This window comes from Deltaproteobacteria bacterium (assembly GCA_026129095.1).
Taxonomy (GTDB): domain Bacteria; phylum JAGRBM01; class JAGRBM01; order JAGRBM01; family JAHCIT01; genus JAHCIT01.
In genome coordinates this window covers 374,024-390,113 of the sequence record JAHCIT010000001.1, presented here as the reverse complement: position 1 = coordinate 390,113, position 16,090 = coordinate 374,024, and the positions used below count along the sequence as shown (strand labels likewise).

Below are 16,090 nucleotides of genomic sequence, written 5' to 3'. Positions count from 1 at the left end.
TTCGGAGGGGGTTTTATCTATGCCCATAGACACAAGGTTCAGGAATATCGTCGTTACGAGCGACCTGTCAGACAACTCCATTCAGGGGTTGCAGCGGGCGGCCGATCTGGCCACCAGTGCGGACAAGCTGCACATCATCCATGTGGTGTCATCGTCTGAGCTTCTGCTTGGCCGCGAGTACGGCCTGGGACTAGAGGTTTCCAAGCAGGCACTGAAGGAAATCCACGCGGCCGCTGACCAGAAGCTTGCCAGCCAGTGGAAGGCCGCCTGTCCGAAGGACTACACGGGTCCCCATCCACGGTTGCTTACGATCAACGGGAGCCCGGCGCCGGCGATCTGCGAGTTCGCCGAATCGGTCAAGGCCGACCTGATCGTGATCGGCACCCATGGCCGGACCGGAATTGCCCATGCCCTGATCGGTTCGGTGGCCGAAAATGTCGTCCGGCACGCACCTTGCGCTGTGCTGACGGTGCGAATCGAAAAAAAGAAGAAAAAATAGCGGTTACGGACCGGATGGGCGAGGGGAATGGCGGCCCATTTCCCCGTTCAGCCAGTGGCTGATGGTGTCGAGCCGGTCGGCTGGTGCCAGCGTTTCGAGTAACTCCTGCTTCAGAAAGATGTCGCGGACCAGATGGAACGCGGCGAAGTCAGCCAGCTGTCCAGGTTCTTTCTGCACATCGAGCAGGGGAATGAGCCGGGTATACTCCTCGCCGCCCTGGAGAAAGCACAGTTCCTGAAGTCCGGCCCGGATTCGCTGCGTCTGTTTCGGATCCACCGGCTTGCCCAGAATCCCCCGGGAGGGCTCTGCTTCCTGAACGATGGCCTTGGGGTAGGGATTGCTTGACACCCAGTCGACGATCTGGAGCCGGGAGATGCCCTGGACTCTCGCAAGCCTGTCCATGGGAGAGATGTCTTCCCAGTCCAGAATGCGTGCCTTGCATCCTACTGGCAACGGCCGGGGGTCGTCAGTCCCCCAGGTAGATGAGTCGGCCAGAAAAACCCCGATTTCCCGTCCGTGGACGTAGTTTTCCTCGATCAGCCGCCGTTCGGGGTCATCCTCGTAACAGTTTACCTGGGCAGTCGTGCCGGGAAACAGCACCGTCTCCGTGACAATGAAAACGGGTATTTCCTGTTCTTCGGAGGCTTTCATTGGGTACAAACTCTCCCTGCAGGGAAGACGTTAGCGGCTTCATCGGGGGTGGTCCATGGGCTTCCGGTGTCATGGGGTTGCCCCAGCTCGCCAGCGGATGAAAATATGCCAGACTGGAAATCTGGCGGCCGGACTGCTCCCGCTGCCGGATTCAGGAGAGAAAATGGAACACCGCCGCCTATCCAACGGGCTGAATGTCTTTGTCGACGAGAACCACACCTCGCCATGCGTGGCCGTCCAGGTCTGGGTGGGGGTAGGGTCGGCGGATGAAACCCATGCCGAGGCAGGGCTCGCGCACGTTCATGAGCACATGCTGTTCAAGGGCACCAAAAGGCGGGGGACCGGCGAGATCGCTGCGGAGATCGAGGCACTGGGAGGAGAAATCAACGCCTATACCAGTTTCGACGAGACAGTCTACTACATTGTTTCGGCCAGCCGGTTCTTTGACCGGGCACTGGATGTACTGACCGACGCTGTTCTACACCCGGCATTTGATCCTGAAGAACTGGCCCGGGAACAGGAAGTCATTCTGGAGGAAATCCGCCGCGGGGATGACCAGCCCGGCCGGAGGCTTTCCCAGCGGATATTCTCCACTGCCTTTCAGCACCACCCATACCGGCTGCCAGTGATCGGAACGGCTGCCAGTGTCCGGAGTTTCCGGCGGAAAAACGTCCTCGATTTTTACCGTAAGTACTATACCCCTTCCAATATGGCGGTCGTGATCGCGGGGGATGTGGATCCCCGGCGTGCGTTCGCGCTCGTCCAGAAGGCATTCCGGGGTGTCAGGAGCCATGCGGTCCGCCGCCCGCGCCGTCCGGTCGAGCGTGCCCAGAAGGCCATGCGCGGTTTTGTCGAGCGTGGGGACATGAATGACACCTATCTGTCGATGGCGTGGCACATTCCGGGAGTCGTCCACGAGGACAGCGTGGCGCTGGACCTGCTCTCTACGATTCTGGGTGGGGGGGAAAGTTCACGGTTCGTCCGTGAGCTGAAATACCGGAAAAACATTGTCTCGGAGGTGTACGCCGGCGCCTACACGCCACGTGACCCTGGTGTCTTCATGGCCGGCGGTAACCTGTTCGCTGGCAGGGAAGCCGAAGCTGTCGGTGAGCTGATAGGCGAGGTGGTCCGCATCCAGAAGGATCCGCCTGCCCGTTCCGAATTCGAGCGCGCACGGCTGAATATCGAGAGCGATCTGGTTTATCTCAAGGAGACTGTTCAGGGGCTCGCCCGCAAATGGGGTTTTTATCACATGACCGCACAGGATCTGGATTTCGAAAAACGCTATCTGGACCGTCTCGCCAACACCACACCGGACCAGGTCAGTGACGCAGCCCGTAAATACCTGCATGAGCGGAACCTGACGTTCGGCCTGTTCGGCCCAGGAGAACCCGCCGCCGCGAAGGCGGAGCGGGAATCTCTCGCCGAAACCGTTCATGGCGCCTATCACCGGCATGGCCATCCGGGACGAACCATTAAGGTGGCTACACGGCCGAAACTTCTTCCTGGCGACGATATTTCCATCCACGAACTGCCCAACGGAGCGAAGCTCGTCGTGCGCGAGCGGCACAGCACTCCGACGCTCGCGATCAAGTGTGCCGTTCGCGGGGGATCGCTTGCTGAAACCCCGGAAACCGAGGGGATAGGCTCGTTCATGGCCGAAATGCTGTCCAAGGGTACTGGCCGTCACACGGCCGAGGAGATCGCCCGCGAGGCGGATGCGATAGCCGGATCGGCGGGCGGGTATTCTGGCCGGAACAGCCTCGGTATAGAGGTGGCCGCCCTGTCGCGTTTCCATGACCGGGCCATCAGCCTTTTCACAGAGCTGCTTCTGGACCCGGTTTTCCCGGAAGCGGAAATCCCGGCGGTGCGGTCGGAAACGCTGGCAGCCATCGAGCGCGAGCGGGACCAGCTTTCGTCGCTCACTTTCGCGAACCTGCGAAAGACCCTGTACGGAGCCCATCCGTACGGCTTTCGCCTTCATGGACGGGCTGACACGGTCAGGGGGTTCAGCTCCGGCGCGCTCTCGGACCTGTACCGCCGTCACATGGACCCATCGGGCCTCTGGATTTCCGTGGTGGGGGACGTGGATACGGAGGAGATCGTACACAGGTTCAGCGCGGAGGCGGGACGTTACCAGCCCCCGGCCAGTGCCACAGTATCCGGTCATGTGGCCCCCGTATTGTCCGGCCGCCAGTATGTCGAGGAGATAGCGGACAGGTCGCAGGCCCATCTGGCCATCGGCTTTCTGGGAGCCTCGCTTCATAGTCCAGACCGTTATGCACTGGAAATACTCAATACGATCCTGAGCGGACAGGGTGGTCGGCTGTTCCGTGAGCTTCGGGACCGTCAGAGCCTTGCCTATACGGTGGCAACGTCAAGCACCGAGGGGATCGGAACGGGCTTGTTCGCGGCCTATATCGGCACGTCGCCGGACAAGCTCGTTCAGGCCCTTCAGTCAATGGAGGCGGAGCTGGACCGTGTGCGACAGCAACTGGTGGCACGCGACGAGATCAGCCGCGCGCAACGATATCTGACCGGCACCTTCGAGATTGACCTCCAGCGGAGCGGTTCCCAGGCAAGCACGATGGCGCTGAACGGACTGTACGGCCTCGGCGTCAAGCATCATCTGGAATTTCCCGAGCGTATTCGTGCGGTTACGCGTGAGGACGTCCTGAAGGCCGCCCGGAAATACCTTACGCTTGAGCGGGCGGTGCTGTCGGTGACACGCCCTGCACACGGGCCATCGCTTGAGCGGATGTGGCTGGATGGCCGCCCGGCACAGGCGGGTTCGGCTGCGGCGTGCGCCTGAGCCGGAGTCCGATCGCGGAAAACACATAGAGAAAAACGATCACCTGTGCACGGTGGCGGAATGACGTTCCGATATTTCCCTGCACCATGGCATAGCTGACCGTAACCGACGCAATCAGGATCAGCAGCGGCAGGGTCGTGCCTAGGCGTGTCCGGGCAATATGGACAAAGCCGGCAATGGTGGCGGGAATGAGCGAATACCAGAGCAGTGTTTCCGGTACGGCGATGATTTGGCGGGGTGAGCCCCACTGCCACGGGAACGGTGCCAGCAGGAAGTAGGCAAGGCCTATCGGGAAATACAGTAGGGCCCCTGCCGGAGTGGAAACATCTGCATCGGGCAGGAAGGCGGAAGACGCATCTGAAAGAAATCCCTGACGGTATGTCTGTATATCGGCAAGAGTGGCTGGTCTGGCGAAAGGATTGCCGTCCGGAACCGCGTTATAAAGGAAGATGGAGGCACTCATCACCAGAATGCCGCCAGCCATGAATTCGAGCATGCGGCCCGAACGTACCCCCAGATATCCGATCAGAAGCGAACCCAGTGTCAGGAAGAAAATATAGTCGCGGAGTCCCAGCAGGACGAGCATGGCGAGCACGAATCCGAGAACGGCAGCGAAAGAGAACTTCAGCTTCAGTTGGGTCATGAAGTAGACGGCAAACATAAGGCTGAGAATTGCCGGAACATCGCGCAGGTTCAGGGCAGACCAGAGCATATGGGAAGGCGTGAAAAGGACGAGCAGAGCCGTGTAACGCCCAGCCTCGGGAGTATCGAGCATTGCAGTCAGCCGGTATGCGGCCATGGCAGCCAGGCAGCCGTATATCGAATTCAGAAGCGACGGCAGCAGGATATCGCTTCCGAACAGGTAGTACAGATACGCACAATAAATGACATAAAGCCTGTGACGAAGTGCGGTTTCGGGGAATGGGGCAAGCCCCGCCTCCATCCGCTCAGCCCCCATGCTGGCAAACAGGTGGTAGGCGTTCTGGTCAGGGGCGAAGAAGTCCGGTGTCAGGTAGAAATACTGGAACAGGGCGATCGCAAGCCGGAAAAAGTAGCCAACAAGAAATATCCGGAACAGAAACCGGCGGTCATCGAAACTGTCTGATGCCCAGCGGCTCGACAGGCTGGCGGCCCCGACGGCGATTGCCGAAATGACGATAACGGCGAAAGTGGCCGTCGTGGCATGAACCGCCTGGAAGCCGGCGAACACTGCGGCCGTGGCTGCAGCCACGCCAGTGATCCACAGCCAGATGTGTCGCCTTGATGCCATTCCGGCAAGACCCTTCGTATTCGGCAAGGTGGTTGCTACCTTGTGGCAAGTTTACTATCAGTCTGGCTCCCGAATACACGGGCACGGAAGGGAAATCAGCGATGCCGCTCGACAAATCGAAAATCGGTTTAACCTCACCGCCTGAGACTTTTGATATTGAAAAGGGGCATATCCGCCGTTTTGCGGAGGCCATAGGCGATACCAGCGAGATATATTTCGATGAAGGTGCGGCGAAGGCGGCAGGTTATGCCGCCATTCCGGCTCCGCCGACCTTTGCGACGATCTTCCGGCCGAAGTTCAATATGCGCGATGCACTCAGCATTGACATGACCAAGGTTCTACATGGCGGCCAGCGGTTTGAATATGAACGGCCACTGCTGGCTGGTGAGACCATCACTATTACGCAGAAGATTGCCGATATATACACCAAGGATGGAAAGTCAGGCGGGATGGACTTTCTCGTCGTCGACCAGGAAGGCACGGACCGGAGCGGCAAGGTCGTTTTCAGGGCACGCAGTACCACCGTCGTCCGTCATTGAAAGAGACTTGCCGGTAAACCGGCGATGATTACATTGCTTCCGCAAGCCGGATAAGTGCTGGTGGTACCAGAAGCCGTGAACTGCGGACGCCTTCCCGGTTCAGATAGATCTTCAGGAACTGGCTTGCCCCGCTTTCGGGTTGCATGGTTTCACCCCGCAGATAGCGCTGCACCATGGCGGTCAAGTAATCGGCACCGGCACCTATGTTAGGCTCGGCACCGACCGTGGCACCAAGTCCAACGAGCTCCCGGCTGTTGGTGAACACCGGTACGGGAACTCCGCCAGCGTGGGCCGACTTGAGCAGTTCGGCGAACGCCTTGCCACCTCCACTGGTCCATGACTCGCCGCCCGGAACCAGGATCACGTTAAGGTCAGCCGTTTGACCGGCATCAATACGCCCGTCCGGGCCGGGCTTGAGCTGTACCAGTTCAATTGAAAGCCGCTGGGCGCCATCGGTGTAATCTTTCAGTTCGGTACGGGAAAGTCCGGAAATGACCAGCCCTGCTTTTACTTTTCCGGTAAAAAACTGGCGAATCAGGCCGAGCAGGGCGCGAGGCCCCACGACAAGCCCGACAGAGGTGATTCCGTCTTCAAGGTGCCTCGTTTCCTCGCCGGCCAGGACGGCGTAGCTGCCGTTACGGGAGATTTCAGCGCGTACGGCTGGCAGCGGCGGCATCCCGGTCAGAATAACCACATTGGGGCTTTGCTTCTGTCCAATGGCAGGCCGGGACATTGATTTGACCGTTCCGGTGCTGGCCAGCGTACCCAGTTTTTCCCGGAGCTGTGCCGCCAGCTTTTCTCCTGCGGAATCTCCAGCTTCGCTGGCGATCAGCACAGTCGCATCTTCGCCTGGTAATGCTGCAGTTTTGAGCGGCGTCATGAGATACTTGTAATAGCCGCTACCCCCCTGCTGGGGAGCTTCCCACAGGAAGTGAAGCTTTGCCTCGAAATAGTATTTACGGGCCTCAAGGCCGCCCCATTGAGACAGGGCGAAGCCGATCTCGGGAAGCTGGCCGGGAATCGATTCGGGCGGATTGGAGCCATCAGTCGAGTCCATGAAATGGATCTCTTTCTTCAGTCTCCGCTTTTTCAGTTCCTTGTCCAGCTCAAACACGACAAACGTATTGAGGCCGCGTCCCTGCATCATGAACCACTCTTCGGAGCCCATGGGGATGTAGCGCTCGATTTCAGGCTGCTGTCCGTCAACGATGGTGCCCCGTGGCCGTTCGAGGGTGGCAAAAGTTGTGTTCTGCATGCCATCAAAATCGACGCCAACGTTCACCACCATGTCTTTCATGAACATGCTGACGAGTCCGGGAATCTCGAAATTGACAGGCACATCCACGTAATCAGGGTAAATGAGGAATGTGACGCTGATTGGCACGGTCGGCATCGGCGGTATGGACACGGACAATTGCAGTGAGCGAATCACGCGAACGGGTCCGACCCGGACTCCTGTCAGTTCCTGGGTGAACTCTTCCTCGTTGCGGGAGATTGTGACACCAGCCGAAGTCACGGCCTTGATACGGATCTTGAGCCGGTCGATCACATCCTTGTCCCGGCCGCTGTCATTCATACGCTTGAATACGCCGTGGTCGAGCATGATCGGCATCTTGCGATCGAAACCGATAGAGACGGTATCGCTGCTCGTCCGGTCCAGAGCAGAGTCGTACGAGATGTGACGGCGTTCACTCATCCGCGGGGGTGTCCCGCCAAAAGCGAACAGGTACACGTATCCAGTGGTCCCGCCCAATGGATCGCTAAGCTGGATTTCTACCGACTTCAGGGCACCCTTGGGCCAGGCATTCTTCGGCGCACGAAAACCGGCATCCCGCACCAGGAACACGATTTCGTCATCGGCATCCAGGAGGTTTGGAGTATCATCCCGGGTGACCTTGCCGCGGTCGGCGACAAAGGTTCCGTCGGGAAGCCGCTCGTCGATCTGGAACGGTATCGGCTGCATACCGCCGGCTCCGAGCGCCATTACCCGAATCGATGCCAGCGGAACCTGATGAAGATCGGCCGTGGCTGCGCCAGAAAGCACCTGTGCATGCAGATAGCGGTTAACCTGATCGAATACCGGTGCTGAACTGGCCATGGCGCGATCTGGCACCATTGCCAGCAGTATCCCTGCTACCAGGCCAGTGACGCGGCCTTTCAGTAAAAATCGCCTCAACATCTGGAACTGATCCCCCGTAATGGCCTTTTCCCCCCGGCCTTCGAGAACGCGGTGCCGCAGAATGTTAACAAGCCAGCCTAGAGCAACGTGACCTACCGCACAAGTCCAGAATCGGGTCCTCCTCAGCCGGGGTTTGGGGTGCTACGCCGCTAGGCCATAATGAACAGGTATGCCTGCCCGCCTATCGATACAGATCGTCAGCCTGAACAGCGAAGCCGAACTGGGCAAGACCTTCGCGTTCATTCGTAATTGCGGATTTGAAGATTATGAGCTGCTCGTGTTCGACAATGGATCGGGTGACGGGTCGGCAGCTCTCATTGCACGGGAGCTGGAGTGGCACCACCAGCAGGGGCGCCGTGTCTGGTTCGGGCAGTCGGGCCGTAACCTTGGCTTTTGTGCACCGAACAACCGGCTGCTTGAAGCGGGCGAAGCCCCTTGGGTGTTGTTTCTCAATGCGGACGCACGGCCGGAGCCTGGTGCGCTGGGGCGACTGATGGATGCGGTTCAGGGAGAGTCCGTTGCGGCCATGTTCGCTCCCAAAATACTGGTAGCTGATCCGGCCGGTCTGCAATCCAGCGGCCGGATTGATGCCTTTGGTCTGGGACTGTTTTCTGACGGGTTGAACCGGGGTGCTGGTTGCGGCCAGCAGGATTCGGGACAGGTTGACCGGGAGCCGGATGCATTCTGTCCCAGCGGAGCGGCCGGATTGTACCGGCGAGAAGCGCTTCTGGATGTGGGCGGTCTTGCTGAATCTTATTTCGCATACGGGGACGATTTTGATCTGGGGATGCGGCTTCGCCGGGCAGGCCATTTCTGCCGCCGGATTCCAGGTTCCCGGTTCATTCATTCTGGCGCCCATGTGCTTGGTGCAGCCAGTCCGGAGCGGTTCTATCTGATCGAACGGAACCGGCTGTACAACCTGTTGAGGCACTACCCGCAACACTACATCCGGAGATCCCCTGTCGAGCTGGGGCGTCGTTTGGGTTCCGGCATCGCGGCGTTCGTCACTAACCGTGGGCGGACTGTCCAGAGCGCAATGAGATCGGGCGCCTTGCCGCTGGCCAGTGCGATGTTCCGTGCGCATCGTGATGTATGGAAACGGCGGAATAGCCTGTGGGCCGAGCGGCTGGAACTGGAGCGCCGGTGGCCCATTGATGAGGGCCGGTTTGGCGGTTGGCTCAGGATGTTCGGACTGGAGCCGGAGGAGGCGTTTCGCTGACGCCGATGATTACTTGGTCTTACCGACCAGTCCGGTGATTTTCGACTGGTCCATGATCTGGGCTTTCATCATCATGGCTAGGTCACCGCTGGTGGCTTGCAACCGTTCGGCCAGGGCCTTGATGATGGCGCGGTAAATACGGACACCGGCAGCAGGATTTTCCTCGCAAAAACTGTCGATCGTATGCCGGTCGATTTTCAGGGTGGTGGTATCCATGGCGGCCATGCAACTGGCAGTCCGTTCGGCAGCTTCGAGAAAGACGGCCATTTCACCGAAATAGCCGCCGCTGCCGATATATGAGAGGAAACTCTGTCCCTCTCCCTTGACGATATTTACTCCGCCCTTGAGCACGAGGTACAGATCGTGTCCAGTTTCCCCTTCGGTCACTATGGCCTTGCCTGCCGGGTGTATTTCCTCAATACAGACGCGCCCCAGCTTTTCCAGCTCAATGTCGCCCAGCTCCCTGAACAGGAAGTTCTTGCGGAGCAGTTCTATGCGCTGGAGATCCATCTATTAGTGGCCGGATTATGGGATAGATTTGGCCGAAACACCGGTCCGGGTCAATTGGTTCCGGGTTGCGAAGTGGCTGGCACCTGCCTGTCATTGAGGTGGGGCCCGCCTATCCGGACATCAAGAACGGTCACGACTTCGAGGGGGTTTCTGGCCTTGTGGATATGCTGCGCGGCGGCGGTGGCAAGGCCCGTGGGATCGGGCGCCCCCGGTTCCAGGTGGAGCATGCTGACTAGCGGGTTCCAGAATGGTCCAGTGATAATGATGGGCTTTGGAGCAACGAGACCCTTGTTTACAAACTCCCAGGTAAGCGCCAGTTCTGCCAGCGTTCCCGTGCCGCCTGCAAGGGCCACAAATGCATCAGCTTCATGGATGAAGAACTGGAGCCGTGAAGCAAGGTCGGGCAGTTCGACTGTCTCGCTGAAATGGGAGCGCCTTTCATGGGCATAGTCCCGTATCGTGACGGCGACAATGCGGCCGCCACCCTCGTGCGTTCCTTCCGCCAGGCTTTGCATGGAACCCGGTCCGCCGCCGCACAGGATGGTATAGCCACGGCCTGCGAGCAGGCGGCCCAGTTCCCGGGCTTCGTTACCAGCCTTGCGGGCGGAACAGTAGACTGCCACTGCCTTGCGGCCTCTTTTGTCGAATACGGCGGGCGTCATGCGGCTCCAGTATCTTCAGGGAGTATGGGAGTTATATCATGCGACCTGCTAGAGACATCCTTAAGTGCTTTTCATGCAGCCGGTCCTTGACAGATTGGTGCCTAATGCCGATATAGGAAGCTTACCGGATTTTGGTGCATTACTCGGAAAAGGCAGGTAGTTCCGCGCAGGACGTTTGTTTGATTGCAAGCTAATGTCGGCGAGAGAAAACCATGATTTCCGTTGAAAACCTTACCAAGCGATACGGACAGACACTGGCCGTGGACAGTATTTCGTTCGAGGTGAATCCTCGCGAGGTGGTCGGCTTTCTGGGCCCCAATGGTGCGGGAAAGACGACAACCATGAAGATGCTGACCTGTTTCCTTCGCCCCGATGAGGGCAGGGCGACTGTGGGCGGATATGATGTCGTTGACCAGTCGATGGAGGTTCGCCGCCGGATCGGATACCTGCCCGAAAATGCCCCGCTTTATTACGAAATGGACGTGCGGGACTATCTCGTGTTCATGGCGAAGGTCCGCGACATTCCTGCGTCCGAGCGTAAGAACCGGGTCCGTGAGATGGCCGAGGTTTGCGGCCTCGGCCCGATGATGCTCAAGCCTATTGGTGAGCTGTCGAAGGGCTACCGGCAGCGCGTGGGGCTCGCCCAGGCGATGCTGCACCGGCCGGATATCCTGATCCTGGACGAGCCGACATCCGGGCTCGACCCGAACCAGATCATCGAGATACGGAACCTTATCAAGGAGATCGGCCGCGAAAAGACGGTGATACTCTCCACCCACATCCTTCCTGAAGTGCAGGCGACTTGCTCGCGTGTGCTCATAATCTCCAATGGCCGGATCGCCGGACAGGGCACGACCGAGGAACTGGCCCGGATGGCGGTTGGTGAGGAACGGTTCGTTGTCGCTGTTCGTGGTCCCCGTGACCAGGTGAAACAGGCACTTGCGAAAATGGATGGCTGCACGGGCGTCACGGATCAGGGGGTTGATCCGCAGGTGCGTGATTTCCAGATCTTCAGGCTGTTTCTCAAGGGAGTTCCGGAGGGCGGCGAAAAGGTGTTCCAGACGGTCGCCTCGAACGGCTGGACGCTCAGTGAGTTGCGGAAGGAAGTGGTGTCCCTGGAAGACGTGTTCAAGCGGCTGACACGGCAAACCGGGACTCCCGGGGAGCGGCCATCATGAAACGTATCGGGATCATGTTCGGCAAGGAGTTCTCGGCATATTTCAATTCGCCGATAGCCTATGTGTTGCTGGTGGTGTTCCTGGTGTTCCAGGGCTGGTGGTTCTTCTGGTTTCGGCCCTTTTTTGTAATCGAGGCGGCCGAAATGCGGGAGTTTTTCGGCATCCTGCCGTTTGTGTTCCTGTTTGTGATCCCCGCCATGTCCATGCGGCTCTGGGCGGAGGAGCGACGCACCGGCACGATCGAAGTGCTTTTGACACTTCCACTCAACGACCATGAGGTCATATTGGGCAAGTTCCTGGCGTCAGTCGCGTTTCTTGCCGTGGCGCTGGCGCTCACATTTCCGATTTATCTTGTCGTATCTTATGTCGGCAGTCCCGATCCGGGGCCGATCGTGGCCAGCTACCTGGCGGCCCTGCTGGTGGGGGCGGCGTATCTGTCTATCGGTCTGTTTGCCAGTGCACTGACCAAAAACCAGATCGTCGCATTTATTCTGGCGCTGGTAGCGTGTCTCGCTCTTTTTCTAGTGGGATATGCGACACAGCTGTCGGGATTGCTGACGGAGACACTCACGAATGTTCTCAGTTATATCGGTCTTGGGGTGCATTATGAATCGATGTCACGTGGAGTGATCGATTCCCGCGATGTGGTTTATTACCTGTCCATAATCGGACTGTTCCTGTTCCTGAATGCCCGTGTGCTGGCCGGGCGAAACCTGACCTGATGCGCTGATGCGTACAGGCAGATTGCAGAAACCGAAGGAGGGATGGCGGATGGCCGCTTCCCCTGACAAGCTGAAGTTCGACCTGATCGGTATTCCGCTGTTTGTGCTGGTAGTGGCGATTGTTGTCCTGCTGAATCTGGTATCGCTTCGGGTATTTACCCGTATCGACCTGACCGAGAACCAGATATACACGCTTGCAGACGGAACCAAGAGGGTCTTGGCGGGCCTCGATGACATCGTCAAGATCGAGTTCTACCGCACCCGCAACCTGCCGGCACGTCTGGCGTCAACGGTAAAGGGGATCGAGGACTACCTCGCCGAGTACAAGGCATTTGGCGGCCGGTACATACAGGTCAGTTTCATTGACCCGGACGACTCTCCCGATACGGTCCAGCAGATGCGCATACTGGGGATTCCGGAACTCCAGTTTAACGTGATCGAGGCCGACCGCCAGGAGGTTCGAAAGGGCTACTTGGGGATGGGAGTATTCTATGCCGATCGCAAGGAAGTCATCCAGGCGGTCGCCCAGCTTGAGGATTTTGAGTACCGCCTCACGAGTGCCATCGTTAAGGTTACGCAGGACACGGTCCCGGTGATCGGGATGTGGTTTGGGGACACGGACCCCAGCGTGGCGACTAAAAAGCCGGAGATGCGGTACGAATACGACAAGGAGTTTGAAACCGTCCGTCGCGCCCTGCAGCAGCAGTACCAGGTTGAGCCGGTCAGTTTCGAACAGGGCAAGCTGGTCGCCGACCATGTTTCGACGCTCATTGTGGCCAGTCCGCTGAGGGCGACTGAACGGGACCTGTACGCCCTGGACCAGTTCCTGATGCGCGGGGGAAACCTGGTCGTCCTCCAGGAAGTAAACCAGCGGTCATCCGACATGTCGCGGGCCGAGATGGCTCCGACACCGGTCACATCCCTGCTTGCCCATTATGGCGTCCGTATCAACAACGATCTGGTCGCGGACGAACGCAACCAGCGGGCCATGTTCCAGTTGTACGGCCGCCGGGTGTTGCGGGGATATCCGCTCTGGCCGCGCATTACTGCCGAGAGCTTCCTGAAAGACGATATTGCCACCCGCGGGCTTAACGAAATCGTGATGTTCTGGACGTCCTCGGTTTCGGTTGATCGTCAGAGCGGAGATACATACATACGTCCGCTGGTCCAGTCGAGCCGGCGGTCCCTGACGCTCACGCTGCCCACGCTTCTGACGCCGGACCAGCCGGAGTTCCTGCGGTTTCCGGAGCAGGAGCCGCAGAGTCTGGTTGTTGCGGTCGAGGGCCCCTTTACGAGCTACTTCCAGGGACGGGAGAAGCCGACTCCCCTCAGGCTGAGAGGCGATCTCCCACCCGAGCCAGCGCCAGAATCACCGTTGGCCCTGCAGGCACAACGTCTCGATTCCACTGACCGGGGCCGGCTGGTGGTGGCGGGTTCTGCCTACTGGCTTACCAGCGAAGCGCTCCAGATGGCGCCGCAGAACCTGGGATTGCTGCTGAATATCATCGATTCGCTGGAAATAGGCGACAGGCTCATGGGGGTGAGGATGCGTGATGCGGGCCGCCGCCTGATTACCCGTGAACTGACCGAGGCGCAGCGGAGTTGGCTGAAGTTCATCGGCACATTTGGCGCAGCGATGCTGGTGGTACTCTGGGCCGGAATCCGGACGGCACTCCGCTGGCGCGAGCGCAAGGAGTTCGCCGAGGCGATGGGCTATGTGAAGCCGGATCACGCCGGTTGATGCATAGGAGGCTCGTGAGATCGTGAAAAAAATAGTGATCCTGTCGGCGGTAGTCGTGGGCCTTGGCCTGCTTCTGGTGCTGGTTCCAAAGCAGCAGGACCGTCTGGAACGCGGGAGTGCAACACCGGATGTTATCCTGCCGGGAATCAACGGACAGACGGTTGAGGCGATCCGGATTGACCGGCCCAACAAGGCACGGATTACCCTGACGAAAGCCGAAAACGAATGGCGCATTGAGGTGCCGGGCGAGGGTACGTTCCCTGCCGAATCACGCAATATCGAGGACCTGTTCAAGCTGATGTCCGAGTCGCGGGTTGTAAAGCTGATCTCAAGCAATCCCGAGAAGTTCGGCACATTCGATGTGGATGCCGACAGGGGAATTGTGGTGGCATTCCTTGCTGGAGGCGAGCGGAAACTGGGAGAGATCGTGATCGGAAAACTCGCCTTCAATTTCCGCTCCAACTATGTGCGGGTTGCTGGAGCCAACGAGGTTTACGAGTTGGGGGGTGATCTCCGCAGGCTCGTGGACCGGGACGCGGGAGACTGGCGTGACCGTACGCTGATTCGCATTGAACCCGCACAGGTGAATGAAATCGAGTTTTTCAATGAATACACCGAGAAGCCGCTGACAATCCGCCGCTCGCCGGATGGGCCGTGGGGCTTTCATGCTCCGGATGATCCTGCGATGGACAAAAATGCGGCTGTGGTGTCCGAGGTCAACAAGCTGGTCAACCAGTTCGCGGTGATTATTGCCAGGAGTGTGGCGGATACGGCTTCCGCAGCCGATCTTGCCAGCTATGGCCTTGAACCGCCCAAGGCCACGATCAAGGTGACCGAGGTCAGCGGCAAGGTGACGCTGATCAAGTTCGGGATGAAGTCCAAGGATGACACCTACCCCGCGATGCGGGAGGGATCTTCATCGGTGTATTTTGTCCCGCAGTGGATTTACGACACCCTGACGCCGTCATATACGTCGCTGACGGTTTCCGGCGGACCGGAAGAAACCCGCAAGGTTCCGGTCAGTGAAATCAAGAAGGGCCTTGAGCGCCGGCGGAAATAGGACTCAGCTTTTCACCAGAACCATCCGGTACCGGGCTTTCCCTGAGCGCACCCGGTCCAGTGCTTCGCTGGCGCGGCTCATGGGCATGGTCTCCGTCTTGGCCTTGATGCCGTGACGGGCGGCAAATTCCAGCATTTCACTGATAACCGACCGGCTTCCGATGGCACTTCCGCTAATGCCCTTCTGGCTTCCGATCAGTGCCCCGCCTGCAATGCGTAGGTCTTCCTGTGGCGCTCCCAGAATGACCAGCCGCCCGTTGGGCCTAAGCGCTTCCAGATACCCCTGCCAGTCTAGGTTCGCGTGTACGGTATTCAGAATGATATCGAACCTGCCAGCGGCCTTCCCGATCGCACCGGGCTCTGACGTCACGACAAAATGGCGCGCACCGAATGCCCTTGCCTCGGGTTCCTTGTTGGCAGTGGTGGAAAAGGCGGTCACCTCGAAACCCATCTCGGCGGCAAACTGGAGTGCCAGATGGCCAAGACCGCCAATGCCGATGACGCCTACCTTCAGGTTGGGGGTTTTCCGGTAACGGCGCAGCGGTGAATAGACGGTCGCGCCTCCACAAAGGAGGGGGGCGGCATTTTCGGACTTGAGGCGCGACGGGATAGGGAAGGCGAAGCGGCTGTCTGACCGGATACGCTCGGCAAAACCTCCATGGCGGCCAATGCAGGTCGCCTGGCTGTCAGGGCAGATGTTGTCCTCGCCGGAAATACACCATTCACATCTGAGGCAAGCGCCGCTTTGCCAGCCGATTCCCACACGCATTCCCTTCTCGAAACCGGTGACGAGTGTTCCCATCTGGCGGACTTTGCCGATGACCTCGTGACCTGGGACCAGCGGATAGCTGCTGACACCCCAGTTGTTGTCCACCAGATGCACGTCGCTATGGCAGATGCCGCAATGGGTGACGTCGATTTCCAGCTCGAAGGGGCCGAGTGGACCCTCCTCGAAGCTCCACGAAACCAGGGGGCCCTTGGCCTTCAGTGCAGCCTGTGCGTGAATGGTCATGCGGTGATCTCCGTTTGAAACAGAAGCCTAGCACAAA

At 59.0% G+C, this 16,090-nt stretch carries 14 protein-coding genes; 8 read left to right on the top strand and 6 right to left on the bottom strand.

Features of this window, described 5'->3' with window-relative positions; genetic code table 11:
• The first annotated feature begins 19 nt into the window (after positions 1-19).
• Positions 20-499, top strand: coding sequence for a universal stress protein (locus tag KIT79_01725; GenBank protein MCW5828011.1), 480 nt, complete (start codon positions 20-22; stop codon positions 497-499).
• A 3-nt stretch (positions 500-502) separates the two neighbouring features.
• Here the strand turns inward: KIT79_01725 and KIT79_01720 are convergent, their stop codons facing one another.
• Positions 503-1,150: an LON peptidase substrate-binding domain-containing protein gene (locus tag KIT79_01720; GenBank protein ID MCW5828010.1), complete on the bottom strand. Its 648-nt coding sequence runs from the start codon at positions 1,148-1,150 to the stop codon at positions 503-505.
• A gap of 163 nt (positions 1,151-1,313) precedes the next feature.
• On the opposite strand from KIT79_01720, the gene KIT79_01715 reads away from it, so the two are divergent.
• Positions 1,314-3,962 (top strand): insulinase family protein, encoded by a 2,649-nt coding sequence (locus tag KIT79_01715; protein ID MCW5828009.1) that lies wholly within the window; start codon positions 1,314-1,316, stop codon positions 3,960-3,962.
• Here KIT79_01715 and KIT79_01710 read toward each other — a convergent pair.
• On the bottom strand, positions 3,847-5,259 hold the full coding sequence (locus KIT79_01710) for a hypothetical protein (protein MCW5828008.1): 1,413 nt from the start codon (positions 5,257-5,259) through the stop codon (positions 3,847-3,849). The genes KIT79_01715 and KIT79_01710 overlap by 116 nt on opposite strands.
• A 74-nt stretch (positions 5,260-5,333) precedes the next feature.
• Here KIT79_01710 and KIT79_01705 point away from each other — a divergent pair, with 74 nt between their 5' ends.
• Entirely contained in the window at positions 5,334-5,771 is a 438-nt protein-coding gene (locus KIT79_01705) for a MaoC family dehydratase N-terminal domain-containing protein (GenBank protein ID MCW5828007.1), read from the top strand.
• A 28-nt stretch (positions 5,772-5,799) separates the two neighbouring features.
• Here the strand turns inward: KIT79_01705 and KIT79_01700 are convergent, their stop codons facing one another.
• On the bottom strand, positions 5,800-7,887 hold the full coding sequence (locus KIT79_01700; protein MCW5828006.1) for a hypothetical protein: 2,088 nt from the start codon (positions 7,885-7,887) through the stop codon (positions 5,800-5,802).
• A gap of 232 nt (positions 7,888-8,119) precedes the next feature.
• Between KIT79_01700 and KIT79_01695 the strand changes: the two genes are divergently transcribed.
• The gene (locus KIT79_01695; GenBank protein ID MCW5828005.1) at positions 8,120-9,169 is read left to right on the top strand and encodes a glycosyltransferase family 2 protein; all 1,050 of its coding nucleotides are present in this window, start codon (positions 8,120-8,122) and stop codon (positions 9,167-9,169) included.
• A 9-nt stretch (positions 9,170-9,178) separates the two neighbouring features.
• Here the strand turns inward: KIT79_01695 and KIT79_01690 are convergent, their stop codons facing one another.
• Both KIT79_01690 and KIT79_01685 read right to left on the bottom strand, forming a co-directional pair.
• Complete coding sequence (locus KIT79_01690; protein MCW5828004.1) at positions 9,179-9,679, bottom strand: cyclic nucleotide-binding domain-containing protein; 501 nt, start codon at positions 9,677-9,679, stop codon at positions 9,179-9,181.
• A 50-nt stretch (positions 9,680-9,729) separates the two neighbouring features.
• On the bottom strand, positions 9,730-10,341 hold the full coding sequence (locus KIT79_01685) for an LOG family protein (GenBank protein MCW5828003.1): 612 nt from the start codon (positions 10,339-10,341) through the stop codon (positions 9,730-9,732).
• 212 nt (positions 10,342-10,553) lie between these two features.
• Here KIT79_01685 and KIT79_01680 point away from each other — a divergent pair, with 212 nt between their 5' ends.
• From KIT79_01680 to KIT79_01665, 4 genes are read left to right on the top strand one after another with little or no spacing between them, the layout of a single operon-like run.
• The gene (locus tag KIT79_01680; GenBank protein MCW5828002.1) at positions 10,554-11,519 is read left to right on the top strand and encodes an ATP-binding cassette domain-containing protein; all 966 of its coding nucleotides are present in this window, start codon (positions 10,554-10,556) and stop codon (positions 11,517-11,519) included.
• Positions 11,516-12,241 carry an ABC transporter permease subunit gene (locus KIT79_01675; protein MCW5828001.1) on the top strand — a complete coding sequence of 242 codons (726 nt, stop codon included), beginning with the start codon at positions 11,516-11,518 and terminating at the stop codon, positions 12,239-12,241. The genes KIT79_01680 and KIT79_01675 overlap by 4 nt, the downstream gene beginning before the upstream one ends.
• A gap of 49 nt (positions 12,242-12,290) precedes the next feature.
• Positions 12,291-13,982, top strand: a complete 1,692-nt coding sequence (locus KIT79_01670) for a GldG family protein (GenBank protein ID MCW5828000.1) — start codon at positions 12,291-12,293, stop codon at positions 13,980-13,982.
• 22 nt (positions 13,983-14,004) lie between these two features.
• Positions 14,005-15,042 carry a DUF4340 domain-containing protein gene (locus KIT79_01665; GenBank protein ID MCW5827999.1) on the top strand — a complete coding sequence of 346 codons (1,038 nt, stop codon included), beginning with the start codon at positions 14,005-14,007 and terminating at the stop codon, positions 15,040-15,042.
• Between the two features lie 3 nt (positions 15,043-15,045).
• Here KIT79_01665 and KIT79_01660 read toward each other — a convergent pair whose 3' ends face one another.
• Complete coding sequence (locus KIT79_01660) at positions 15,046-16,053, bottom strand: NAD(P)-dependent alcohol dehydrogenase (protein ID MCW5827998.1); 1,008 nt, start codon at positions 16,051-16,053, stop codon at positions 15,046-15,048.
• Between the last annotated feature and the right edge of the window lie 37 nt (positions 16,054-16,090).

Bases quoted from the DNA above. Each gene is read 5' to 3' on its own strand.
- KIT79_01725 (MCW5828011.1), top strand. From the start codon at position 20: ATGCCCATAGACACAAGGTTCAGGAATATCGTCGTTACGAGCGACCTG.
- KIT79_01720 (MCW5828010.1), bottom strand. From the start codon at position 1,150: ATGAAAGCCTCCGAAGAACAGGAAATACCCGTTTTCATTGTCACGGAG.
- KIT79_01715 (MCW5828009.1), top strand. From the start codon at position 1,314: ATGGAACACCGCCGCCTATCCAACGGGCTGAATGTCTTTGTCGACGAG.
- KIT79_01705 (MCW5828007.1), top strand. From the start codon at position 5,334: ATGCCGCTCGACAAATCGAAAATCGGTTTAACCTCACCGCCTGAGACT.
- KIT79_01700 (MCW5828006.1), bottom strand. From the start codon at position 7,887: ATGGTGCCAGATCGCGCCATGGCCAGTTCAGCACCGGTATTCGATCAG.
- KIT79_01695 (MCW5828005.1), top strand. From the start codon at position 8,120: ATGCCTGCCCGCCTATCGATACAGATCGTCAGCCTGAACAGCGAAGCC.
- KIT79_01690 (MCW5828004.1), bottom strand. From the start codon at position 9,679: ATGGATCTCCAGCGCATAGAACTGCTCCGCAAGAACTTCCTGTTCAGG.
- KIT79_01685 (MCW5828003.1), bottom strand. From the start codon at position 10,341: ATGACGCCCGCCGTATTCGACAAAAGAGGCCGCAAGGCAGTGGCAGTC.
- KIT79_01680 (MCW5828002.1), top strand. From the start codon at position 10,554: ATGATTTCCGTTGAAAACCTTACCAAGCGATACGGACAGACACTGGCC.
- KIT79_01675 (MCW5828001.1), top strand. From the start codon at position 11,516: ATGAAACGTATCGGGATCATGTTCGGCAAGGAGTTCTCGGCATATTTC.
- KIT79_01670 (MCW5828000.1), top strand. From the start codon at position 12,291: ATGGCCGCTTCCCCTGACAAGCTGAAGTTCGACCTGATCGGTATTCCG.
- KIT79_01660 (MCW5827998.1), bottom strand. From the start codon at position 16,053: ATGACCATTCACGCACAGGCTGCACTGAAGGCCAAGGGCCCCCTGGTT.